18 protein-coding genes and 1 tRNA gene are annotated in these 22,301 nt (G+C 65.3%); 8 read left to right on the plus strand and 11 right to left on the minus strand.

What is annotated here, in order from left to right; genetic code table 11:
• Positions 1-142: 142 nt before the first annotated feature.
• Complete coding sequence (gene gyrA, locus I8N54_RS08115) at positions 143-2,851, minus strand: DNA gyrase subunit A (protein WP_140195544.1); 2,709 nt, start codon at positions 2,849-2,851, stop codon at positions 143-145.
• Between the two features lie 244 nt (positions 2,852-3,095).
• Between gyrA and I8N54_RS08120 the strand changes: the two genes are divergently transcribed.
• Complete coding sequence (locus tag I8N54_RS08120) at positions 3,096-3,359, plus strand: usg protein (protein WP_140193043.1); 264 nt, start codon at positions 3,096-3,098, stop codon at positions 3,357-3,359.
• A gap of 55 nt (positions 3,360-3,414) precedes the next feature.
• Here the strand turns inward: I8N54_RS08120 and gpt are convergent, their stop codons facing one another.
• The 3 genes from gpt to fabI are packed head-to-tail and all read right to left on the minus strand — an operon-like array spanning position 3,415 to position 5,362.
• Positions 3,415-3,918 (minus strand): xanthine phosphoribosyltransferase, encoded by a 504-nt coding sequence (gene gpt, locus I8N54_RS08125; RefSeq protein ID WP_140193042.1) that lies wholly within the window; start codon positions 3,916-3,918, stop codon positions 3,415-3,417.
• A gap of 11 nt (positions 3,919-3,929) precedes the next feature.
• On the minus strand, positions 3,930-4,541 hold the full coding sequence (locus tag I8N54_RS08130) for a LysE family transporter (protein ID WP_140193041.1): 612 nt from the start codon (positions 4,539-4,541) through the stop codon (positions 3,930-3,932).
• Positions 4,541-5,362 carry an enoyl-ACP reductase FabI gene (fabI, locus tag I8N54_RS08135; protein ID WP_140193040.1) on the minus strand — a complete coding sequence of 274 codons (822 nt, stop codon included), beginning with the start codon at positions 5,360-5,362 and terminating at the stop codon, positions 4,541-4,543. Before fabI ends, I8N54_RS08130 begins: the two co-directional genes overlap by 1 nt.
• 178 nt (positions 5,363-5,540) lie before the next feature.
• Here fabI and pdxH point away from each other — a divergent pair, with 178 nt between their 5' ends.
• The 5 genes from pdxH to I8N54_RS08160 all read left to right on the plus strand — a co-directional run bounded on the left by pdxH (position 5,541) and on the right by I8N54_RS08160 (position 8,312).
• The gene (gene pdxH / locus I8N54_RS08140; protein ID WP_140193039.1) at positions 5,541-6,146 is read left to right on the plus strand and encodes a pyridoxamine 5'-phosphate oxidase; all 606 of its coding nucleotides are present in this window, start codon (positions 5,541-5,543) and stop codon (positions 6,144-6,146) included.
• A gap of 113 nt (positions 6,147-6,259) precedes the next feature.
• Positions 6,260-6,790: a cold-shock protein gene (locus tag I8N54_RS08145; RefSeq protein WP_140193038.1), complete on the plus strand. Its 531-nt coding sequence runs from the start codon at positions 6,260-6,262 to the stop codon at positions 6,788-6,790.
• Positions 6,766-7,248, plus strand: a complete 483-nt coding sequence (locus I8N54_RS08150; protein WP_140193037.1) for a DUF192 domain-containing protein — start codon at positions 6,766-6,768, stop codon at positions 7,246-7,248. Before I8N54_RS08145 ends, I8N54_RS08150 begins: the two co-directional genes overlap by 25 nt.
• An 83-nt stretch (positions 7,249-7,331) precedes the next feature.
• On the plus strand, positions 7,332-8,168 hold the full coding sequence (locus I8N54_RS08155) for a hypothetical protein (protein WP_140193036.1): 837 nt from the start codon (positions 7,332-7,334) through the stop codon (positions 8,166-8,168).
• 67 nt (positions 8,169-8,235) lie between these two features.
• Positions 8,236-8,312: transfer RNA gene (locus I8N54_RS08160), tRNA-Pro, on the plus strand.
• A gap of 6 nt (positions 8,313-8,318) precedes the next feature.
• Here I8N54_RS08160 and I8N54_RS08165 read toward each other — a convergent pair.
• The gene (locus I8N54_RS08165; RefSeq protein WP_140193035.1) at positions 8,319-8,786 is read right to left on the minus strand and encodes a hypothetical protein; all 468 of its coding nucleotides are present in this window, start codon (positions 8,784-8,786) and stop codon (positions 8,319-8,321) included.
• A 553-nt stretch (positions 8,787-9,339) separates the two neighbouring features.
• Here I8N54_RS08165 and I8N54_RS08170 point away from each other — a divergent pair.
• The gene (locus tag I8N54_RS08170; protein WP_140193034.1) at positions 9,340-13,005 is read left to right on the plus strand and encodes a vitamin B12-dependent ribonucleotide reductase; all 3,666 of its coding nucleotides are present in this window, start codon (positions 9,340-9,342) and stop codon (positions 13,003-13,005) included.
• A 357-nt stretch (positions 13,006-13,362) separates the two neighbouring features.
• On the opposite strand, the gene ssb is transcribed toward I8N54_RS08170, so the two are convergent.
• A complete protein-coding gene (gene ssb / locus I8N54_RS08175; protein ID WP_140193033.1) occupies positions 13,363-13,887 on the minus strand; it encodes a single-stranded DNA-binding protein in 525 nt (174 codons plus the stop codon).
• 143 nt (positions 13,888-14,030) lie between these two features.
• Between ssb and I8N54_RS08180 the strand changes: the two genes are divergently transcribed.
• The gene (locus I8N54_RS08180; RefSeq protein WP_140193032.1) at positions 14,031-14,624 is read left to right on the plus strand and encodes a lytic transglycosylase domain-containing protein; all 594 of its coding nucleotides are present in this window, start codon (positions 14,031-14,033) and stop codon (positions 14,622-14,624) included.
• On the opposite strand, the gene I8N54_RS08185 is transcribed toward I8N54_RS08180, so the two are convergent.
• The 5 genes from I8N54_RS08185 to I8N54_RS08205 form a co-directional block, all read right to left on the minus strand.
• Entirely contained in the window at positions 14,621-15,478 is an 858-nt protein-coding gene (locus I8N54_RS08185) for a DUF1206 domain-containing protein (RefSeq protein WP_140193031.1), read from the minus strand. The genes I8N54_RS08180 and I8N54_RS08185 overlap by 4 nt on opposite strands.
• Before the next feature lie 69 nt (positions 15,479-15,547).
• Positions 15,548-17,629 carry a dipeptide ABC transporter ATP-binding protein gene (locus I8N54_RS08190; RefSeq protein WP_140193030.1) on the minus strand — a complete coding sequence of 694 codons (2,082 nt, stop codon included), beginning with the start codon at positions 17,627-17,629 and terminating at the stop codon, positions 15,548-15,550.
• Positions 17,630-17,849: 220 nt separating this feature from the next.
• Complete coding sequence (locus I8N54_RS08195; protein ID WP_140193029.1) at positions 17,850-19,307, minus strand: ABC transporter permease; 1,458 nt, start codon at positions 19,305-19,307, stop codon at positions 17,850-17,852.
• A 13-nt stretch (positions 19,308-19,320) separates the two neighbouring features.
• Positions 19,321-20,379 (minus strand): ABC transporter permease, encoded by a 1,059-nt coding sequence (locus I8N54_RS08200; protein ID WP_140193028.1) that lies wholly within the window; start codon positions 20,377-20,379, stop codon positions 19,321-19,323.
• 111 nt (positions 20,380-20,490) lie between these two features.
• Complete coding sequence (locus I8N54_RS08205) at positions 20,491-22,164, minus strand: ABC transporter substrate-binding protein (RefSeq protein ID WP_140193027.1); 1,674 nt, start codon at positions 22,162-22,164, stop codon at positions 20,491-20,493.
• Positions 22,165-22,301 lie beyond the last annotated feature (137 nt).

A 22,301-nucleotide genomic window follows, 5' to 3' on the forward strand; every position in this document is an offset into this window, starting at 1 on the left:
GGCCCCGTACCCAAACGACGAACGGGTTGGTGCCAATCCGACAGCGGGCGGAGAACTTTTTCAAACTTTTTCGCAGAGCTGACGAGAAAGGGGCGCGAACCTGCTGGTGCGCGCCCCTCAAGCCGTTGGAAAGCGGGTGAAATTACTCTTCCACGTCGCCTTCGATCTCTTCGTCGCCCTGGTCGGCGATCCAGGCCACGCTGACGACTTCTTCACCCTTGGAGGTGTTGAACACCCGCACGCCACCGGCGGAGCGGGAGCGGAACGAGATACCGTCGACCGGCACCCGGATCGACTGACCCATGTTGGTGACCAGCATGATCTGGTCGTCGACCTCGACCGGGAAACTTGAGACGAGCGCGCCGCCGCGCATCGCCTTGTCCATCGCCGTGACGCCCATGCCGCCACGACCCCGGATCGGGTAGTCGTGAGAGGAGGACAGCTTGCCCGATCCCTTGGCGGTGATCGTCAGGATCAGGTTCTCCGCCGCCGACATCTCGGCGAACCGCTCGAGCGGCAGTTGCCCGGCCTCGACCGGGGCTTCGTCCTCGTCGGCCTCGACCTCATCCGTCGCGCCCATCTGGGCCCGCCGCATCTTGAGATAGGCCGCCCGTTCCTCGGGCGAAGCGTCGAAGTGGCGGATCACGGCCATCGAGACAACCTGATCGTCGCCCTGCAGGCGGATGCCCCGGACGCCGGTGGAATCGCGGCCCTTGAAGACGCGCACGTCGGTGACGGGGAAGCGGATCGCGCGGCCGGAGTCGGTCACGAGCATGACATCGTCATCCTCGGAACAGATCCGGGCGTTGACCAACCGGGTGCCGTCCTCGGGCAGCTTCATCGCGATCTTGCCGTTCCGCATCACGTTGGTGAAGTCCGACAGCGCGTTGCGGCGTACGTCACCGGCGGAGGTTGCGAAGACGATGTTGAGATCGTTCCACTCTTCCTCGTCCCGGTCGACCGGCATGATGGCGGCGATCGACACGCCCGTCGGCATCGGCAGGATGTTGACGATGGCCTTGCCGCGAGAGGTGCGGCCGCCCTGCGGCAGGCGCCAGGTCTTCAGCTTGTAGACCATCCCATCGGTCGTGAAGAATAGCAGCTGCGTGTGGGTATTGGCGACGAAGAGCGTGGTGACCACGTCCTCTTCCTTCAGCCCGCCACCGGACACGCCCTTGCCGCCCCGGCGCTGCGCGCGGAAGTCGGCGAGCGGCGTGCGCTTGATGTAGCCGCCCTGCGTGACCGTGACGACCATGTCCTCACGCTCGATGAGGTCCTCGTCCTCCATGTCGCCGGACCAGTCGACGATCTCGGTGCGGCGCGGCACGGCGAACTTGTCCTTCACCTCCTGCAGCTCGTTGGAGACGATCTCGAGGATGCGCTCCCGGGAGCCGAGAATTGCGAGGTATTCCTTGATCTTCCCGGCCAGCTCTTCGAGCTCGTCGGTCACTTCTTTCACGCCGATCTGGGTCAGGCGCTGAAGGCGGAGGTCGAGGATCGCGCGCACCTGCGTCTCGGACAGGTTGTAGGTGCCGTCCTCGTTCATCTTGTGCGTCGGATCGTCGATCAGCCGGATGTAGTCGGCGATCTCGGCTGCGGGCCAGCGACGTTCCATCAGGCGCTCGCGCGCCTCGGCACCGTCGGCGGAGGACCGGATCGTCTGCACGACCTCGTCCACGTTGGAGACCGCGACGGCCAGACCGCAGAGGATGTGGCTGCGCTCTCGTGCCTTGTTCAGCTCGTAGGCCGTGCGCTTGGCGACGACATCCTCGCGGAAGTCGACGAAGGCGGTCAGGAAGGCCCGCAGCGTCAGCGTCTCGGGCCGGCCACCGTTCAGGGCCAGCATGTTGCAGGCGAAGGAGACCTGCATCGGCGTGAAGCGGAACAGCTGGTTCAGCACGACCTCGGCGGTCGCGTCGCGCTTCAGCTCGATCACCACGCGGACGCCGTGACGGTCGGATTCGTCCTGTACGTGGGCGATGCCCTCGATCTTCTTGTCGCGGGCGGCCTCGGCGATCCGTTCGATCATCGTCGCCTTGTTCACCTGGTAGGGAATCTCGTCGATGATGATCGCCCAGCGGTCGCGGCGCAGCTCTTCGACCCGCGTCTTGCAGCGGATCACGACGGAGCCGCGGCCTTCGGTGTAGGCCTTCCGAGCGCCGGAGCGGCCAAGGATGATCCCGCCCGTCGGAAAGTCCGGGGCAGGGATGTATTCGATCAGCTGTTCGGTCGTGAGGTCGGGATCCTCGATCAGCGCCAGCGTCGCGTCCGCGACTTCGCCGAGGTTGTGCGGCGGAATACGGGTCGCCATGCCGACGGCGATGCCCTCGGCCCCGTTGACGAGGATGTTGGGATAGCGCGCGGGAAGGACTGTCGGCTCAAGCCGCTCGTTGGCGTAGTTCTGTTTGAACTCCACCGTGTCCTTCTCGATGTCGGTGAGCAGCGACTCCGCGCTCTTCTCGAGCCGGCCCTCGGTGTAGCGGTAGGCCGCCGGCGGGTCGCCGTCCATCGAGCCGAAGTTGCCCTGGCCGTCGATCAGCGGCAGCGACATGGAAAAGTCCTGCGCCATCCGCACGAGCGCGTCGTAGATCGCGCTGTCCCCGTGCGGGTGATAGCGGCCCATGACGTCGCCGACCGCCGTGCCGCACTTGCGATACGGCTTGTTGTTGGTCTGGCCGTTTTCCCAGAGCGTGTAGAGAATGCGGCGGTGCACCGGCTTCAGCCCGTCCCGGAGGTCCGGAATCGCGCGCGAGACGATGACCGACATCGCGTAGTCGAGATAGGAGGTCCGCATCTCGTCTTCGATGGAGATCACCGGCCCGGTCGGTCGTCCCGACTCGCCGCCGCCCATTTCTTCGCCGTTTTCAGGGGGTTGGTCTTCGTCGCTCACGTGTGTGCCCGTCTGGTCGTTTTCACTATATCTTGTTGATTTTACTCTATCAGAGCCAAGGGATTGGGCGCAACGCCAACCCGACCGGCGGCGCCCGATGTCTGGCAGCAGCCGCGCAGAGCGACTGCTAACACATTGTTTTCATTGACTTGTGCGCGGCTTCTGCCGCGAAATCAGGGGAGATGCAACCGAGCAGGAGAAAAACATGACCGAAACGGAGATGCTTCTGAAGGGGTATGGGCTGACGACGGCGGAGATGTTCTACCGGATGCCCGACCATCCGCATGTGCTAAACACCTTCGTCTGGCAGGACTACGACCGCGCACCGGACCACGATCGGCTGCTGCGCTTCATCGACTTCTGGAAGGAGGAGATCGAAGGGCCGCTGCACTCCGTCCGCTACACGCATCGTACGCTCGTCGCGCCCGGCGCGTGGCGGCATGTCGTGGGGGAGTTTCCGGTGCATTGACGACAAGGGCGGCGAACGCCCGTCAGGCAACCTTCGAGGGCCGTGCGAGCGGCCCTCAGTCCACCCCGCGGTAGGGCTGCACGTATTGCAGCGCCATGTCCCACGGGAAGAAGATCCAGGTGTCCTGGCTTACCTCGGTGATGAAGCTGTCGACCTGGTTGCGGCCCTGCGGCTTGGCATAGACCGTCGCGACGTGGGCCTTGGGCATGTGCGCGCGCACCACTTCGAGCGTGCGGCCCGTGTCGACGAGGTCGTCGACGATCAGAACCCCGGTCCCGTCGCCGACCAGTGCCATGTCGGGGAACTTGATCACCTTCGGATCGGCCTGCGTCTGGTGGTTGTAGCTCTTGACGCTGATCGTATCGACGGTGCGGATGTCGAGCTCTCGTGCGACGATCATCGCGGGCGCCATGCCGCCGCGGGTGATCGCGACCACTGCTTTCCAGTTGCCGTTGTCGGGCCCGTGGCCGTCGAGCCGCCATGCCAGCGCCCGCGCGTCGCGGTGAAGCTGGTCCCAGCTGACGTGAAAGCCTTTTTCGTGGGGAAGTCTGTCCTGCATGGCTCTCTCCTTTAGCCGAGCGCGACGCGGAGGCCAAGCGCGCCGAGAACGCCGCCGAGGCACCGGTCCGTCACCGGCTTCAGCCGGCGGTAGGCGGCGCGGGCCCGGGCCGCCGAGAAGGCCCGCGCGACGACGAGATACCACAGCACCTCGTCCAGGAACACGGCGGCGATGATGGCGATGAGCCACGGCCACGGCGTGCCCGGCGGCACGAGGCCTACGAACACCGCGCCGAAGAACACGGCCGGTTTCGGGTTGGCGATGAAGGTCAGCAGTCCGGTGCGGATGGCAGAGGGCAGGCTGCGGGCCACCGAGGTCTCCGGCTCGTCCATCGGTTCGGGCGCATGGCGCCACATGGCGACGGCGATCCAGACGAGGTAAAGCCCGCCGACCACCTTCAGCACCGTCAGCAGGCCGGGCAGCAGTTCGAACAGGAGCGCGAGGCCGAGCAGGGCGGCCGATGCCCAGATCGCCGCGCCCAACCCGAAGCCTAGGGCTAGGCCGGCAGCGGGGCGGAACCCCTCGGCGGCGGCAGTGCGCACGGCGACCACGAAGGACGGCCCCGGCGAGATCGCGGCGGCCAGATGGATCGCGATGATCGTGAGGAACGCCGCGGGCGCCATCACTTCTTCTGGGGCGTGACCACGTCGATGTCGGGCGCATCGACGGCCTTCATGCCGACGACGTGGTAGCCGGCGTCGACATGGTGCACCTCGCCCGTCACCGCAGAGCCGAGATCTGACAGCAGGTAGAGCGCGGAGCCGCCCACGTCCTCGATTGTCACGTTGCGGCGCAGGGGCGAGTTCAGCTCGTTCCATTTCAGAATGTAGCGGAAGTCGCCGATGCCGCTGGCGGCCAGCGTCTTGATCGGGCCGGCGGAGATCGCGTTGACGCGGATGTTCTTCTTGCCGAGGTCCTCGGCGAGGTAGCGCACCGATGCTTCCAGCGCGGCTTTCGCGACGCCCATGACGTTATAGTGCGGCATCACCTGCTCGGCCCCGTAGTAGGTGAGCGTCACGGCGGAGCCGCCGTCCGTCATCATCTTCTCGGCGCGCTGCATCACGGCGGTGAAGGAATAGACGGAGATATCCATCGACATGGTGAAGTTGGCGCGGCTGGTGTCGACATAGCGACCGCGCAGCTCGTTCTTGTCGGAGAAGCCGATCGCGTGGACGATGAAGTCGAGCTGGCCCCAGGTTTCCTTCAGGGACTCGAACAGCGCGTCGATCGAGGCCTCGTCGCCGACGTCACAGGGCAGGACCAGCGTGCTGCCGAGCTGCGCGGCGAGCGGATCGACCCGCTTCTTGAGCGCGTCGCCCTGGTAGGAGAAGGCGAGGTCCGCACCGGCGTCGGCGCAGGCCTTCGCGATGCCCCAGGCGATGGATTTCTCGTTCGCGAGCCCCATGATGAGGCCACGCTTGCCCTTAAGAAGTTCAGACCCCATCGCCACATCCTCGTCAGCCGGAACCGATTACCATATCGGCCTTGTTGCCAATCGTTTAGGCGATCGGCCGATCCTCTTCAAGTCGGCGTGACCCCGGTGTCGTGCGGTTCGGGGATATTGCGCGGCCTTGTCATTTGACTTAACTGCCGCGTCGAAACCAGCTTCCCGGACCGCTTTCATGGCCGAGCAGACAGACATTTTCGACGCGACGGACCCGTTCGTGCTCACTCGCCGCTGGCTCGCCGAAGCCGACGGCGCGGAGCTCAACGATCCGAACGCGATCGCGCTCGCCACCGCGGATTCCGAGGGGTTGCCGAACGTGCGCATGGTGCTTCTCAAGGACATTGAGGACGATGCCTTCGTCTTCTATACCAACTACGACAGTGCGAAGGGACAGGAGCTGAGCGCTTCCGGCAAGGCGGCGTTCGTCATGCACTGGAAGTCCCTGCGCCGCCAGGTCCGCGTAAGAGGCCTCGTCGAACGCGAGGATGGCCAGAAGGCCGATGAATATTACGGGTCCCGCTCGCTCAAGAGCCGGCTCGGGGCCTGGGCGTCCAGGCAGTCCCGTCCGCTTGAGAGTCGCGCTTCGCTGATGGCGGACGTGGCGCGAGAAGGGGTCCGTCACGGAACCGACCCGGCCCGCCCGCCGTTTTGGGGGGGCTTCAGGATCCGCCCGCTCGAGATCGAGTTCTGGGCGGATGGTGCGTTCCGTCTGCACGACCGGTTCCGGTGGACCCGCCCCGAGGCGTCTGCCGACTGGACGGTACAGCGGCTCTACCCGTAAGGGCAGGTTGTGCCGGCAGGCCGGTTGGCCTTTTTTGTGTAACGTAAGAGTGATGATACCTACTCCATGACTTAATTGGAGGCGCCGTCATGGCCCCTCTCAGGTTGGAAAGAATGAACAACGACGAAACTGATGGCACGGAGACGGTCCAGGGCCAGGTGAAGTGGTTCGATCCCGCGAAGGGGTTCGGCTTCATCCTGTCCGACGACGGCGGCCCCGACATCCTCTTACATGCGAATGTCCTGCGAAACTTCGGACAAAGCTCGGTCGCCGACAGGTCCGGGATCCTGGTGGAGGTCCAGGTCACTCCGCGGGGAAAGCAGGCGCTGGCGGTGTTGGAAATCACACCGCCGGAAACACCCACCACAACCGGGCTTTCTGATCTCGACGAGTTCGATGCCGAGGATCTCGCGCAGGTGGAAATCAGCCCCGCGCGGGTGAAGTGGTTCGACAAGGGCAAGGGATTCGGCTTTGCGAATGCCTTCGGCCTCAGCGATGATATCTTCGTCCATATCGAGGTGCTGCGGCGCTCCGGTCTTGCCGACCTTCAACCGGGCGAGGCCGTGTGCCTGCGCATCGTGGACGGCAAACGCGGAAAGATGGCGATGGAGGTTCTGTCATGGGAAGCGGCATTGAACGACTAGCGGCCGCCGCCGCGATCTTCGTGACGCTGGCGGGGCAGGGCGCGGCGCAATCGCTCTGCGCCGACGACCGCGTGACGGTGATCGGCGACTTCGGGCAGGCCCGTTTCACGGTCTCCGTCGCCGACGACAACCAGGAACGCGCGCGCGGGCTGATGTATGTCCAGGAGATGCCGACGATGGCCGGCATGCTCTTCGTCTACGAGCGCCCGCAACCGGCGAGCTTCTGGATGGAGAACACGTTGATCCCGCTCGACATGATCTTCGCGGGCGAGGACGGCACGGTCGAAACCGTCCATGCCGAGGCGCAGCCGCTCGACCGGACCTCAATCTTCGGCGGGGACGAGATCAAGTATGTCCTCGAGATCAACGGCGGCCTTGCCGAGCAACTCGGGATCGAGCCGGGCGCGATCCTGCAGCACCCGATGATCGGGCCGGAGGCGGCAGCCCCCTGCGGCTGACGTCCGAGTGATTGGAGGCGAATCGGACGAGCCGCTAAGCTCGTCCCATTACCTTTTCGATTCACTCATTCGAGGCACGTAAAATGTTCCGTATACAGACCATGACGGCTGCCGCGTTCGCGGTGGCCTTCCCCGCGATGGTGTCCGCCGACTACACTCACGCGCTTGGCGACCTTGCCGACCACTTCTCTCACGCGCCCCACACGAAGCCCGGTCTTCTGCAGATCCCGGTGCCCGTCGATCCCGCCCATCGGGCCGGCATCGGGGAGGCGATCGGCGATGCGCTTGGCGATCTCCAGCAACGGCCCGGCTGCGGGGCGCAGGCCCGTTCGATGGCGGAGCTGTCGGGGATGCTCGACCAGCTCGGCCGGGACGGAATCGACCCCGGCGCGCTCGCCCTCGCGCGCGGCCTGATCGACGACATGAGCGACTGCGCGCCGCTCGATGTCGCGATGCTGCCCGAGCCGCTGGTGAAACCAGTGCCGGCGCCGCTCCCGCCGGCAGCACAGGCAGCGCCCACCGTCGACCCATTGCCGCCGGCGGACGACACCCAGACCGGCGACGACTTCGGCACGACCGCGGTGAGCTTCGCCGGCACATGGACCAACGCGCGCGCCTACTGGGCGGTCAGCGGCACCGAGCTTCAGATCGGCGAACATACGGTCTGGATCGAACATGCCGCCGCCCGGTCGGGCGCTTTCGACTACCAGTACGTGATGAGCAACGGCGAAGACAAACGCCTGTCGGGCAGCTGGTCCGCACCCGCCGACCTCAGCCGGATCGACATCACCTGGTCCGACGGCGACAGCCAGAGCCTGCCGCTCAAGCAGCTCGGCCCGGACAAGGTGTCGGTCGAGATCGACCCACCGTTCGAGACGGATGAGCATCTCGTCATCGAATTCGACCGGATCGAGGGCTGATTCCGTCTCATTGGCGATGCCCGGTCTTTCCAAAGGCCGGGCTTCGTTCTAAGGACGCCAGCACGGTCGGGGCGTGGCGCAGTCTGGTAGCGCACCTGTTTTGGGTACAGGGGGTCGTGAGTTCGAATCTCGCCGCCCCGACCACTTCCCTCAGAAGGGCACGCCGCCCGCACGCGCCATCACGTCCCGCATCACGGACTCGGTTCGGGTGTCGGGAATGCGAATCACGCGCACGCCGCCGTCCTGCTGGGGGACGTTGATGTAATTGTCCGCGGTCACGACGATGCCATCCGCCGACTGGCGGCTGGCAAAGCTGATGACGAAGCGCGGCAGATCGTCGACCGTACCGTCGAACTCCAGGATCAGGGACGCCGCGGCCTCGACCGGTGGCAGGGACTCGCAGCGAATCTCGTTGCGGCTGTCCTCGACGAGTGTCTGGCCCGGTTGATTGCAGGCAGCCCCGGCGGCGGCGAACAGCCCGGCGGGATGTTCCGCGAACAGGGCCCGGCTCTGCCCCGGTGCGATTCCCTCCGCAGTCACCGGCACGGGCTCCGGCACGGGGGCCGTGGCCGACTCGCCGCAGGCGGCGAGAAGCAGGAACGGGGCGAAAAGACTCATCGGACGCATACGTATCTCCGGTCAGGCGCTTGCACCGTTGCATGTATGCCGCTGCTCCACCACCGGGGAGGGGGAGCGGATAAGATCATGCCCCGGCGGTGGATATGTCGGCGCCAAGGCGTTCGGGGCGCGGTATGCAGCAGCGAACTGCCTTGATTTTTTGCCATTTCCGTCGGCTGTCAGTCGGCCGTCCGGCGGAGGCAATGTGGATCAAGCTGTGGGAGAATCGCGGGGGACCGCCCAAGAATCGATCTTGGCCACTTCATCAACCACAGTCAGGCACATTTTGTTAAAAATGGTCGTTGACCCCCTAGGTGTAGACGGGCAATCTAGTGGCTGTCGACCGAGGGCACACAAGATATAGTGGATCCGGCGACGCAGGGACAGACATCACCACCAGATGGGGCCACAAGTTGTGGTCCTCCATACCTCGGACCCTCATTCCGGGGTAGATGTCCCGCGCGTCGCGCCCAGGTCGGTGCAGGCTAACCGGCGCCCGTTGCGGCGCAGCACGACCGAAACCGCCGGAAGGGCGGCACCAAAGGGGCAGAGAATGAAGATCGAACGTCGTTTCACCAAGTCAGGCCAGGACGCTTACGCCGACATCGAGTTCCGTGTGACCTCGTCGGAGATCCGCAACCCCGACGGAACGACCGTCTTCAAGCTCGACGATTGTGAAGTGCCGACCCGCTGGAGCCAGGTCGCCTCCGACGTTATCGCCCAGAAGTACTTCCGCAAGGCTGGCGTGCCCTCGAAGATCGAGCGCGTGAAGGAAAAGGACGTCCCCGAGTTCCTGTGGCGCGGCAAGCCTGCCGCCGATGCCGTGATGGGCGGTGAGACTTCCGCCCGCCAGGTCTTCGACCGTCTCGCCGGCGCCTGGACCTATTGGGGCTGGAAGGGTGGCTACTTCACCGACGAAGCCGACGCCCGCGCCTATTTCGACGAGATGCGCTTCATGCTTGCCACCCAGATGGCCGCGCCGAACAGCCCGCAGTGGTTCAACACCGGCCTGCACTGGGCCTACGGCATCGATGGCCCGGCGCAGGGCCACTATTACGTCGACTGGAAGACCGGCAAGCTGACCAAGTCGAAATCCTCCTACGAGCACCCGCAGCCCCACGCCTGCTTCATCCAGTCCGTCGAGGACGATCTGGTGAACGAAGGCGGTATCATGGACCTCTGGGTCCGAGAGGCGCGGCTCTTCAAGTACGGCTCCGGCACCGGCACGAACTTCTCGTCGCTGCGCGCCGAGGGCGAGAAGCTCTCCGGCGGCGGCAAGTCCTCCGGCCTGATGGGCTTCCTCAAGATTGGCGACCGCGCGGCGGGCGCCATCAAGTCTGGCGGCACGACCCGTCGGGCAGCGAAGATGGTGATCGTGGACGCCGATCACCCGGACATCGAGGACTTCATCAACTGGAAGGTCCTCGAGGAGCAGAAGGTCGCGTCGATCGTAGCCGGTTCGAAGATGCACGAGCAGAAGCTCAACGCCATCTTCAAGGCCATTCGCCAGTGGGACGGGGCAGAGGCCGACGCCTACGACCCCAAGGCGAACCCGGGGCTGAAAGAGGCGGTCCGTGAAGCCAAGAAGGTCGCCATTCCAGAGACTTACGTCAAGCGGGTGCTGGACTATGCCCGCCAAGGTCATACCAGCATCCACTTCCCCACCTACGACACGGACTGGGATTCGGAAGCCTACAACTCCGTCTCCGGGCAGAACTCGAACAACTCGATCCGCGTGACCGACGCGTTCCTCGACGCCGTCCGCAGCGACGGCGAGTGGGAGCTCATCAGCCGCACCGACGGGTCCGTCACCAAGACCGTGAAGGCCCGCGACCTGTGGGAGCAGGTCGGCCACGCCGCATGGGCTTGTGCCGATCCGGGCATCCAGTTCCACGACACCGTCAACGCCTGGCACACCTGCCCGGAAGACGGCCCGATCCGCGGCTCGAACCCGTGCTCGGAATACATGTTCCTGGACGACACGGCCTGTAACCTCGCCTCGATGAACCTGCTGACCTTCTACAAGGACGGCGAGTTCCGGGCGGAGGATTACATGCACGCCTCGCGCCTCTGGACGCTGACGCTCGAAGTGTCGGTGATGATGGCGCAGTTCCCGTCCAAGGAGATCGCCCAGCGGTCCTACGACTTCCGCACCCTTGGCCTCGGCTACGCCAACATCGGCGGGCTGCTGATGAACATGGGCCTCGGCTACGACTCCGACGCGGGCCGGGCCCTCGGCGGTGCGCTGACGGCGCTGATGACCGGCGTGGCCTATGCCACCTCGGCCGAGATCGCCTCCGAGCTCGGCGCTTTCCCGGGCTACGAACGCAACGCGCAGCACATGCTCCGCGTGATCCGCAACCACCGCACGGCGGCGCACGGCAAGCACGACGGCTACGAAGACCTCGCTGTGAAGCCGGTCGCGCTGGACCAGCACAATTGCCCCGACCAGCGGCTCGTCGCGCTCGCGGCATCCGCCTGGGACGAGGCGCTCGCCCTCGGCGAGAAGCACGGCTACCGCAACGCCCAGTCGACCGTCATCGCGCCCACCGGCACGATCGGCCTCGTCATGGATTGCGACACCACGGGGATCGAGCCGGACTTCGCGCTCGTGAAGTTCAAGAAGCTCGCCGGCGGCGGCTACTTCAAGATCATCAACCAGTCGGTGCCCTCCGCGCTCGAGACGCTCGGCTACGGCCCGGCGCAGATCGAGGAGATCGTCGCCTACGCCGTCGGTCACGGCACGCTCGGCAATGCGCCCGGTATCAGCCACACGGCGCTTGTCGGACACGGGTTCACCCGGTCGGAGATCGACAAGATCGAAGCGGCGCTGCCGTCGGCCTTCGACATCCGCTTCGTGTTCAACCAGTGGACGCTGGGCGAGGAGTTCTGCAAGAAGACACTTGGCATCCCCGAGGCGAAGCTGAACGACCCGACTTTCAACCTGCTGCAGCACCTCGGTTTCTCCAAGGCCGACATCGACGCCGCCAACGACCACGTCTGCGGGACGATGACGCTCGAAGGGGCGCCGCACCTGTCGCCGAAGCACTACCACGTCTTTGACTGTGCCAACCCCTGCGGCAAGAAGGGCACGCGCTACCTCTCCGTCGACAGCCACATCCGCATGATGGCCGCCGCGCAGAGCTTCATCTCCGGCGCGATCTCCAAGACGATCAACATGGCCAACGACGCCACGATCGAGGATTGCCAGAAGGCCTACGAGCTGTCCTGGTCGCTCGGCGTGAAGGCGAACGCGCTCTACCGCGACGGCTCCAAGTTGAGCCAGCCGCTCGCCGCCGCGCTGATCGAGGATGACGACGACGCCCGCGAGACGCTGGAGAGCGGCACGCCGAACGAGAAGGCGACCGTGCTGGCCGAGAAGATCGTCGAGAAGATCATCGTCAAGGAAGTCGAGCGTCAGCAGGCGCGCGAGAAGATGCCGCAGCGTCGCCGGGGCTACACCCAGAAGGCGATCATCGGCGGCCACAAGGTCTATCTCCGCACCGGCGAATACGACGACGGCAAGCTCGGCGAGATCTTCATCGACATGCACAAGGAAGGCGCCGGCTTCCGCGCGATGATGAACAACTTCGCCATCGCCGTGTCCGTCGGCCTTCAGTACGGGGTGCCGCTGGAGGAGTTCGTGGACGCCTTCACCTTCACCAAGTTCGAGCCCGCGGGCATGGTTCAGGGCAACGACTCCATCAAGTCGGCGACCTCGATCCTCGACTACATCTTCCGCGAGCTGGCGGTCTCCTACCTCGACCGGACCGACCTGGCCCACGTGAAGCCGGAAGGGGTCAGCTTCGACGACCTCGGCCGCGGCGAGGAAGAGGGCGTGTCGAACGTCCGTCCGGTTCCCGACAGCCGTGCGGCGTCGCCGATCGAGGTGCTGAAGCAGGTCGCCTCCTCGGGCTACATGCGCAAGCGCCTTCCGCAGGAGCTGATGGTCCTGAATGGCGGGGCAGGGGCGGTCGCGCTCGACGGGGCCGACCCGGTCGCGACGCTCTCGACCCTCGTGCCGGAAGTGGGCACGGCGACGGCGAAGGCCAGCTCTGCTGGCGCGGCGACCTCGAGCATGGCGCTCAGCTCTCGCGACAAGGCCAAGATGCAGGGCTACGAAGGCGACCCGTGCGGCGAATGCGGCAACTACACGCTGGTCCGCAACGGCACCTGCATGAAGTGCAACACCTGCGGCGGCACGTCCGGCTGCAGCTGAGGGGAGACAAGTCATCCGGTCATGGGGGATCCTCCGCCGTGGGAACGACGGAGACCATGACAGGCAAACGTTAAGACGAGGTTTCGGGGGCGTGGCAGTCAGGCTGTCAGCCCGCCTCCGACCCGCCCCCTGCCTAGAGGGGGCATGACGTTCAGGCCGCAGGCAGAAACCGGGCGGTACACATAATCGAGCCTGAACGGCAAAACTCAGGGGGCTTCGGCCCCCTTTTTCTTTGCCCGGAGGCGGACGACCGACCGGTTGGCGACAGGTGTAGCGAAACGGTCGGCTGGTCGGTAGCGGACAGCAAAACGGGGGCCCGTGGCCCCCGTCTGAAATCGTCCATCTGTCCGGTATCGGTCAGAACGGGATCTCGTCGTCCAGATCGCCGCCGCCGGACGGGCCGCCGTAGCCGCCTCCGCCGCCGCCGCCCTGATTGCCGCCGCCGTAGCCACCGCCACCGCCGTTGCCGCCACCATAGCCGCCACGGTCGTCGGAGTAGCCACCGCCGCCACCACCGCCGCCGCCTTCACCACGCCCGTCGAGCATGGTCAGCGTGGAAGTGTAGGGCCGCAGCACGACTTCGGTGCTGTAGCGATCCTGGCCGGACTGGTCCTGCCACTTGCGGGTCTCGAGCTGGCCTTCGATGTAAACCTTGGAGCCCTTCTTCAGATACTGCTCGGCCACGCGGACCAGCGGTTCGGAGAAGATGGCGACCGAGTGCCACTCGGTCCGTTCGCGCCGCTCGCCGGTGTTGCGATCCTTCCAGTTCTCGGAGGTCGCGATCCGCAGGTTGCAGACCTTGCCCCCGTTCTGGAACGTCCTCGTCTCGGGATCACGGCCGAGATTGCCGATGAGGATGACCTTGTTGACGCTGCCAGCCATGTCGCGCGCTCTCCTGCGTTCTAGAATCGTTCACGGACCCTACGCTTGCACCGGAATGGTTTACAGGGGCTTTCCCTACTTTTGCTGGTGAATCCGTCGTGGTTCTGTATCTTCGCCGGGACCTTAGGACCGGGGGATTTCAGATGACGTGGCGTATTGGCCTCGCGCTCATCGTGGCCGTGCTCGGTAGCACGGCTTCGGCGCAAACGCTCTCGACGGCGAATCGGTCGTCCTTGCTGAGCTCGCAGATCGACGTGCTCGATAACCGGGCATCCGCCCAGTACAATTCATCCGTCCGGCTGCAGCCGCCGCGCGTCGTCGTGCCGGGCTCGCCGCAGGCCGAGGGGCTTAACGTCTCCTACAGCGGCCGCTACAACGGACCGCTGCTTCAGGTCGCCCGCAGCGCGGCACGGCAGCACGGCGTGCCAGAAGAGCTGTTCCTGCGTCTCGTGAACCAGGAGAGCCGCTGGAACACCAACGCGCTGTCGCACAAGGGGGCGATCGGGTTGGCGCAGCTGATGCCGGAGACGGCGCAGTATCTCAACGTGAACCCGCACGATCCGCAGCAGAACTTGCAGGGCGGGGCGCGCTACTTGCGGATGCAATATGACCTGTTCGGCTCCTGGCGTCTGGCGCTCGCCGCTTACAACGCAGGTCCCGGCGCGGTTCAGCAGCACGGCGGCGTCCCGCCCTATCGCGAGACGCAGAATTACGTGCGCCTGATCCTCGGCAGTTAGGCGGCGGCCGCTTCGGCCTTCGCCTTCAGGCGCCGGCCGAGGCTTTCTACCCCGTCGTCGGCGATCTTCGGGATGATCCGGTAAGCCGCGTTGGTGAAGCAGAACAGCGCGAAGCCAAGCAACCCGATGCAGAGCAGCGTAACAAGGATCTGTCCGTAGACCTGCTCGCCGAGCCAGTCGAACGCGGTTCCCATGCCGCCGGCTTCGCTGCCGTCGGCGTGAAGCGCCGCCGAGATCACCAGCCCGCCGATGATCGCGATGGAGACGCCCTGCGCCGCCACGCCGGCCTTGAGCGCGGGATTCCACTTCATTGTGAAGCTGTTGGCGCGAAGCTCCTCGCGGTACTTCTCGGACCACGCCTTGTGCAGGTAGTAGAGACCCGCGCCGAGGATCACGAGACCCGCGATCCCGACAGCCCAGCGACCGCCGGGAGCGGACATGATCTGTTCCAGCATCCGTCCGGTGAACGAGCCTTCGCCGCCGCCAGCACCGCCACTGGCGAAGATGATCGAGAGCGCAAGCACCCCGAGCGCGCCGTGGATCACGCCGGTCACCAGCATCCCGATGCGGGCGACGATGCCTTTCGCCTCGGTGCCGTAATCCTCGAGATCCCAGATGCAATCGACGATGCGCCAGACCATGTAGGCGATCAGGCCCGCGCCGATCAGCACGAGGAGGATGTTGCCCCCTGGCGTTGTCTCCAGCGTCTGGAGCGCGCTGTTGGTGCCTTCGGCGTCACCGCCGCGCCAGATGGAGAAGAGGGAGAACCCCCCGACTGCAAGATACACGAGGCCTCGGCCCGCATATCCGATACGCATTACGGGCTTGGCCCAAGACAGGTCGGTGTCGCTCATGCAGTCCTCCGCGGTTGAAAGGCCAATGCGTGGAGGCCGCCGAGAGTTCCCGGATTCGTGAACTCTCCGTTATTCGGCGGCGACCTTGATGACCGGCTCCATGTTCGCGAACTTCTCGGCGGAGAGGTGGCACTTGATCTGGTGGCCCTCCGCGATGGTGACCTGCGGGGGCACCTCCGTCTCGCACTTGTTGCCCGGAACTTCGGATTTCCATCGGCAGCGCGTCTGGAAGGGACAGCCCGGCGGCGGGTTCATCGCCGAGGGAATGTCGCCCTCGAGCACGATGTGCTTCTTCTCGACCGACGTGTCGGCGATCGGCACCGCGGAGAGCAGCGCCTCGGTGTAGGGGTGGTAGGGCGGCGAGAAGACCTGTTCGGTCGTGCCGAGTTCCACCACGTGGCCGAGGTACATGACCATGACCCGGTCGGAGAGGTAGCGCACGATCGACAGGTCGTGGGAGATGAAGAGCAGCGTCGTCTTCTGCTCGCGCTGGATGTCCATCAGCAGATCGGTGACCGCCGCCTGCACCGAGACGTCGAGCGCGGAGACGGGCTCGTCCGCGACCACGATCCGGGCGCCGCCGGCAAAGGCGCGGGCGATGCCGACGCGCTGCTTCTGGCCGCCCGAGAGCTGACGCGGCATCCGCTCGGCGAAGGCGCGGGGCAGCTTCACGAGGTCCAGAAGCTCGAGCATCTTCTGCTCGCGCTCCTTCTGGGTGTTGCCGATCTTGAAGATCTCGAGCGCCCGGATGATCTGGTTGCCCACGGTCATCGACGGGTTGAGCGTGTCGAACGGATTCTGGAACACCATCTGAACGTCCGCGACCGTCTTGGTGTCGCGGCTTTCGATCGGCGTCCCCTCGATGTTGCGGTTGTCGAGCAGGATCTGTCCGTCCGTCGCCGTCTCGAGCCCCATCAGCACCTTGGCGAAGGTCGACTTGCCACAGCCCGACTCGCCGACAATGGCGAGCGTCTCGGACTCGCGGGCCTCGAAGGAGAGCGTCTCGTTCGCCTTCACGACCTTCTTGCCGCCACCGCCGAAGAGGGAGGAGGCCGCGACCTCGTAGTATTTCTTGAGGTTGTCCATCTTGAGGACGACATTGCCGGGCTCCGGCTTGGTCTTCCGGGCGCCGACCTCGGGCGGGGCCTTCCAGTCGATCTCCTCATAGCGCAGGCAGCGCGTGCCGTGGCGGTCGTCGCCGGCCACCTCGTACATCGGGATATCCTGCGCGTCGCAGCGGCCTTCCTCGAAGTAGTTGCAGCGCGGGCCGAAGTTGCAGCCGGGTGGACGTTCGTGGGGCAGCGGGAAGTTGCCGGGGATCGCGATCAGCGGCCGGTCGTTCTTGTTCGCGCCGGGCAGCGGGATCGAGCGGAACAGCGCCTGCGTGTAGGGGTGCTGCATCTTGTCGAACACGTCGGCGATCGAGCCCGTCTCGACCGCCTCGCCGGAATACATGACGCAGAGCCGGTCGCAGGTCTCGAGCACGAGGCCGAGGTTGTGGGAGATGAACAGCATCGAGGTGCCGTACTTCTTGCCGAGGTCCTTCACGAGTTCGACCACCGCCGCTTCGACCGTCACGTCGAGCGCCGTCGTCGGCTCGTCGAGGATCAGCAGCGACGGGTTGGCCATGAGCGCCATGGCGATGACGATCCGCTGCTGCTGGCCGCCCGACAGCTGGTGCGGGAAGCTCTTCAGCATCCGCTCGGGGTCGGGCAGTTTCACGTCGGTGACGACTTCGAGGGCGCGCTGGTAGGCTTCCTTTTCGGAGACGCCCTCGTGGATCATCGGGACTTCCATCAGCTGACGGCCGATGCGCATCGCCGGGTTCAGCGAGGCCATCGGCTCCTGGTAGATCATCGCGATCTCCTTGCCGCGGATGTCGCGCAGTTCGTCGGGACTCATCTCGTTCAGGTTGCGGCCCTTGAACTTGATCGACCCGCCGACGATGCGGCCGTTGACGCCGAGGTCCTGCATGACGCCGAGCGCGACGGTGGACTTGCCGCAGCCGGATTCGCCGACGAGGCCCATCGCCTCACCGGGTTGCACGGTGCAGGAGAAGTCCATCACCGCGGGGATCTCCCGCAGGCGGGTGAAGAAGGAGATCGAGAGGTTCTCGATCTCGAGGATCGGGCCGGTGTAGTCGTCTGCCATTGTTTCGATCCCTGTTATTGGTGTTGTTGGTTCGGGTGCGCATCAGGCGCGCACCCTACGGGGGCGACGCAGGGTGCGCCGTCACGGCGCATCGTGTCCGACGGTGTGCGTATTGCGGGTGCGCATCGAGCGCGCACCCTACGGGTGGGTCCTGAACCGTGCGTGAGCCCACCGGCGTAGGGTGCGCGTTCAATGCGCACCCGGTATCGGATGGACCCGCTCAATCCTTCAAACTCTCTTCGCGCAGGCCGTCGGCCAGCAGGTTGAGGCCCAGCACCAGCGTCAGCAGCGCCACGGCGGGCGGCAGTGCGGGGTGCGGGTAGATCGACAGAAGCCGGCGGCCGTCGTTGATCGTGGTGCCCCAGTCCGGGCTCTCGGGCGGAAGGCCGAGGCCGAAGAACCCGAGAGTGCCAAGCAGGATCGTCGTGTAGCCGATGCGCAGGCAGAAATCGACGATCAGCGGGCCCCGGGCGTTCGGCAGGATCTCCCACAGCATGATGTACCACGGGCCCTCGCCACGGGTCTGGGCCGCCGCCACGTAGTCCCGCGTCTTGATGTCGAGCGCGAGGCCCCGGACGATCCGGAACACCGTGGGCGAGTTCACGAAGACCACCGACACGAACACCACGAGGATGCCGGATGGCACGTCGAACCCGTCGAGAAAGCCAGGCAGGATGTGGATCGGCGAGTTCACCTCGGAGATCAGGGACAGGTAAATCCAGCCCGTGATGCCGAGCACGACCACCAGCAGCGGCGTGCGCAGCTTGGGTCGCGTGTAGTAGCGCGAGTTCAGCAGGATCGCGAGGAACACGATCGGGAACACGAACAGGACGGTCGCCATGTAGTTCGGAATGCCGGTGGCGATGATCTCGGGCGTCACCAGCAGGTAGAACAGCAGGATCACGGGGAAGGCGAGGATCAGGTTGGCGACGAAGCTCAGGAAGGTGTCGAGCTTGCCGCCGTAGTAGCCCGCCGGCAGGCCGAGGGTGATGCCCACCATGAAGGCGAACAGCGTCGCGAGAGGGGCGATCTGCATGACCACGACGGAGCCCTCGACCATGCGGCTGAAGACGTCGCGGGCGAGGTTGTCGCCGCCGAGCAGGTAGTGGGGGAACAGCCCGTCCTCCGTCGCGTCGGGGACCGGAACGCCCGGCAGCTTGTTCTTGAGCTCCACGATCTGGCTGAGCGGGTCGTGCGTCGTGATCAGGTCGAAGAAGCCGACGAAGATCGCCGTGAACACCCAGAACATGACGAGGCCGAAGCCGATCATGCCGATCGTGCTGTCGAAGAGCTTGCCGTAGAGGCCGGTCTTCCGCTTGGTGACGATCGACAGCACGAAGGTCGCGATCAGGGCGATCCAGACCGGCGTGAACCGGTCCGCCACGGCGCCGATCAGGCCGGCCGCGCCGTAGGGCATGACGATCCCGCCGACGATGTAGGCCAAGATGCAGGCCATTGTGCCGATGAACAGCCACTTCACCGCGTTCTCGAGCAGTGGCCCGACACCGCCGGAGCGCGCCAGCGTGCCGTCGGGATTGGCCCGCATGGTGACGGCGGGCACGAAGAAGGACAGGACGATCTGAACCACCACGGCGACGAGGAACAGGCCGCCGAAGGCGAAGAAGATCGGGTTCAGGACGCTCCCGAGGGAGCCGGTCCAGGTAAGTGGGTCTTCCATCTCTGCTGGCTCCTCAGGAAATACGGATGCGGGGGTTGAGGTAGATGTAGCCGATGTCCGAGATCAGCTGCGTGATCAGCACGACGAAGACCGAGACGACGGAGACGCCGAGCAGCAGCTCGATGTCGTTGTTGCCGGCGGCCTGGACGAGCGTCCAGCCGAAGCCCTTGTAGTTGAAGATCGTCTCGACGATCACGACGCCGTTCAGCAGCCACGGGAACTGCAGCATGATGACCGTGAAGGGGGCGATCAGCGCATTGCGCAGCGCGTGCTTCACCACGATGTTGCTGAAGCTGACACCCTTGAGCCGCGCGGTGCGGATATATTGCGCCGTCATCACTTCGGTCATGCTCGCCCGTGTCATGCGCGCGATGTAGCCCATGCCGTAGAGCGCGATGGTCAGGACCGGCAGGGTGAAGTTCACGAAGGTCGCGTCCTCCATCGCCGAGGTCGCGGAGCCGTTGAACCACCTGAGCCCAACGGCGGTCGAGGCGAAGACCGCGATGAAGATGACACCCGAGACATACTCCGGAGTGGCGGTCGTGATGATGGACAGGGTCGACAGGCTCCGGTCGGTGCGCGAGCCCTCGCGCATGCCCGCCAGGACACCGATCAGCAGGGCGCCGGGCACCATGACCATCATCACCCAGAACATCAGCTTGCCGGTGAGGGCGAGGCGGGTGCCGATGATTTCCTCGACGTTGGAGCGGAAGACCGTGGAATAGCCCCAGTTGCCCTGCAGGATGCCGCAGTAGGTCGAATGGCCTTCGGGCAGCGCGCCGTCCTCGCCGAGCTCGCCGCTGCAGCGCGACCGCCAGGTGCCATCGGTGCCTTCGATCACGTAGCCCGGCAGAACGCCCAGCCACTCGCCGTATTTCACGATCGTCGGCTGCAGGTAGCCCCGGTTGTTGAGCCAGGTCTCGACCTGCGCGTCGGTCATCCGGAAGTTGCCCTGGGTCTTGGAGAGCTTTTCGAGGTTCGGGTAGAGATTGGTCAGGAAGAAGACGATGAACGTGAGGCAGAGCGCGGTCAGGATCATCATCCCCACGCGCCTCAGTATGAACAGTCCCATGGCATCCCTTCGGTCTGGTGCGGGCCGGCCGGTATTCCGACCTTTCTTATCGGGAACGGGGTTCCCTTAATGAAGCGGGCCGCCCAATGGCGGCCCGCTCGATTTGTCGGCTCAGGCGGCGAAGCCGAGCTTGTAGGCGTGGATCTCGAAACTGGGGTGCATCTCCGCGCCGACCACGCCCGGACGGTAGTGGCGGTAAAGCGAGCGCCAGTAGGGCTGGATGAAGACCGCGTCGTCCTGCAGGATCCGCTCGACGTCCTCCATCACCGTCTTGCGCTGCTCGGCATCGGCGATCGACATCGCCTCGTTCAGCTTGGCGTCGAACTCCGGGTTGGCATAGCCCGTCTCGTTCCACGCCTCGCCGGTGCGATAGGCGAGCGCGATGACCTGCACGCCGAGCGGGCGGTGGTTCCACTCCGTCAGCGAGAAAGGGTACTTCGTCCAGTCGTTCCAGAAGGTCGAGCCGGGCATGACGGTCCGCTCGATGTTGATTCCGGCGTCGCGGATCTGCGCGGCGCAGGCATCTGCGGTGTTGCGGTTGAACCCGTCGTCGAGCGAGATCAGCTCGTGAACGAAGTCGGCCATGCCGGCTTCTTCGAGCAGGGCCATGGATTCTTCGGGCGCGTATTTGGGGCGGCCGATGTCGACATATTCCGGGTGCACCGGCGCAACGTGGAAGTTGTCGGCCTGCACGCCGAGGCCGGCGTAGCCGAGTTGCAGAAGGACGGCGTTGTCGACCGCCTGAACCAGCGCCTGTCGGACGCGCCGGTCCTCGTAGGGGAGCATGTCGCCGACCGGGGTCTGCTGGTTGAAGCGCAGAACCACGGTGGAGCCAGTCACGACTTCGGATTTCACCCAGCCGATCGCGTCGCCGATCTCGATGAACTCGTTGACGTTCTCGTAGAGCATGTCGACTTCGTCGGATTCCATCGCCGCGATCCAGGCCGAGGGCTCCGAGCCGTAGTCGACGTATTCGATCCGGTCGAGGTAGGCGCCCTCGTACCCCTCAGTGTTGTTGCCCCACCAGTCATGGTCGGTGTTCTTGACCAGCACGGCGCGCACGCCGGGTTCGAGGCTCTCGGGCAGGAAGGGTCCGGTGCCGACGGGGTTGTCGAGCATCGCGTTGGGGTCGTGGCTGGAATGGACGACGGCGGCCGGATAGTCGGCCATGCCGACAACGATCGAGATGTCGGGCACCTCGAGGCTGACGGTCACCGTGTAGTCGTCGACCTTGGTCACCGCGCCCTCGCGGAGCTGGTCGGTCTCGGAATCGATCAGGTTCGCCATGCGGCCAGCCATCGAGTTGCCCTCGACGTTGCGGTCGCACCAATATTCGAACATCCGCACCACGTCGTCGGCGTTGAATGCGTCGCCATTGTTCCAGGTGACGCCCTGACGGACGTTCAGGGTGTATTCGGTGGCGTCCTCGTTGGCCTCCCAGCTCTCGAGGAGCATGCCCCGAAGCGAGCCGTCACGGTTGTATTCGACCATGTACTCGAGCCAGCCGCGCATGAAGTTGCCGATCTCGGACCAGTCGGCGGTGCGCGGGTCCTTCACGGCGAGAACCTCGGTCAGGATGCGCATCGTGCCGCCGTCCTGAACGTCGGCGGCTTCCTGTGCCGTCGCCTCCAGCCCGAGCAAGCCGTAGGCCGCGACGCTGCTGACGCCGAGCGCGGTCGCGCGGGTCAGGAACTCGCGGCGGGACAGTTTCCCCTCCGCGACTTCGGCGGCGTACATGTGCGCCGCCGGGTGAATGAATTCTACGGATTTCTTGTTGTCGGCCATGCCGAACTCCCTGTCGTTTCTTGTCTTTACGTCTGACCCCGAAGCGACGTGCCCTGGCGAACCGTGGCGCGGTCCGGCCGGATGGCTGTCATCCCCTAGGCGACATTCCGCATGGTTTTGACCGTGAGGTCAACGAC

It is taken from the genome of Pelagovum pacificum (assembly GCF_016134045.1).
Classification (GTDB): domain Bacteria; phylum Pseudomonadota; class Alphaproteobacteria; order Rhodobacterales; family Rhodobacteraceae; genus Oceanicola; species Oceanicola pacificus_A.

Bases quoted from the DNA above. Each gene is read 5' to 3' on its own strand.
- gyrA (WP_140195544.1), bottom strand. From the start codon at position 2,851: ATGGGCGGCGGCGAGTCGGGACGACCGACCGGGCCGGTGATCTCCATC.
- I8N54_RS08120 (WP_140193043.1), top strand. From the start codon at position 3,096: ATGACCGAAACGGAGATGCTTCTGAAGGGGTATGGGCTGACGACGGCG.
- gpt (WP_140193042.1), bottom strand. From the start codon at position 3,918: ATGCAGGACAGACTTCCCCACGAAAAAGGCTTTCACGTCAGCTGGGAC.
- I8N54_RS08130 (WP_140193041.1), bottom strand. From the start codon at position 4,541: ATGGCGCCCGCGGCGTTCCTCACGATCATCGCGATCCATCTGGCCGCC.
- fabI (WP_140193040.1), bottom strand. From the start codon at position 5,362: ATGGGGTCTGAACTTCTTAAGGGCAAGCGTGGCCTCATCATGGGGCTC.
- pdxH (WP_140193039.1), top strand. From the start codon at position 5,541: ATGGCCGAGCAGACAGACATTTTCGACGCGACGGACCCGTTCGTGCTC.
- I8N54_RS08145 (WP_140193038.1), top strand. From the start codon at position 6,260: ATGAACAACGACGAAACTGATGGCACGGAGACGGTCCAGGGCCAGGTG.
- I8N54_RS08150 (WP_140193037.1), top strand. From the start codon at position 6,766: ATGGGAAGCGGCATTGAACGACTAGCGGCCGCCGCCGCGATCTTCGTG.
- I8N54_RS08155 (WP_140193036.1), top strand. From the start codon at position 7,332: ATGTTCCGTATACAGACCATGACGGCTGCCGCGTTCGCGGTGGCCTTC.
- I8N54_RS08165 (WP_140193035.1), bottom strand. From the start codon at position 8,786: ATGAGTCTTTTCGCCCCGTTCCTGCTTCTCGCCGCCTGCGGCGAGTCG.
- I8N54_RS08170 (WP_140193034.1), top strand. From the start codon at position 9,340: ATGAAGATCGAACGTCGTTTCACCAAGTCAGGCCAGGACGCTTACGCC.
- ssb (WP_140193033.1), bottom strand. From the start codon at position 13,887: ATGGCTGGCAGCGTCAACAAGGTCATCCTCATCGGCAATCTCGGCCGT.
- I8N54_RS08180 (WP_140193032.1), top strand. From the start codon at position 14,031: ATGACGTGGCGTATTGGCCTCGCGCTCATCGTGGCCGTGCTCGGTAGC.
- I8N54_RS08185 (WP_140193031.1), bottom strand. From the start codon at position 15,478: ATGAGCGACACCGACCTGTCTTGGGCCAAGCCCGTAATGCGTATCGGA.
- I8N54_RS08190 (WP_140193030.1), bottom strand. From the start codon at position 17,629: ATGGCAGACGACTACACCGGCCCGATCCTCGAGATCGAGAACCTCTCG.
- I8N54_RS08195 (WP_140193029.1), bottom strand. From the start codon at position 19,307: ATGGAAGACCCACTTACCTGGACCGGCTCCCTCGGGAGCGTCCTGAAC.
- I8N54_RS08200 (WP_140193028.1), bottom strand. From the start codon at position 20,379: ATGGGACTGTTCATACTGAGGCGCGTGGGGATGATGATCCTGACCGCG.
- I8N54_RS08205 (WP_140193027.1), bottom strand. From the start codon at position 22,164: ATGGCCGACAACAAGAAATCCGTAGAATTCATTCACCCGGCGGCGCAC.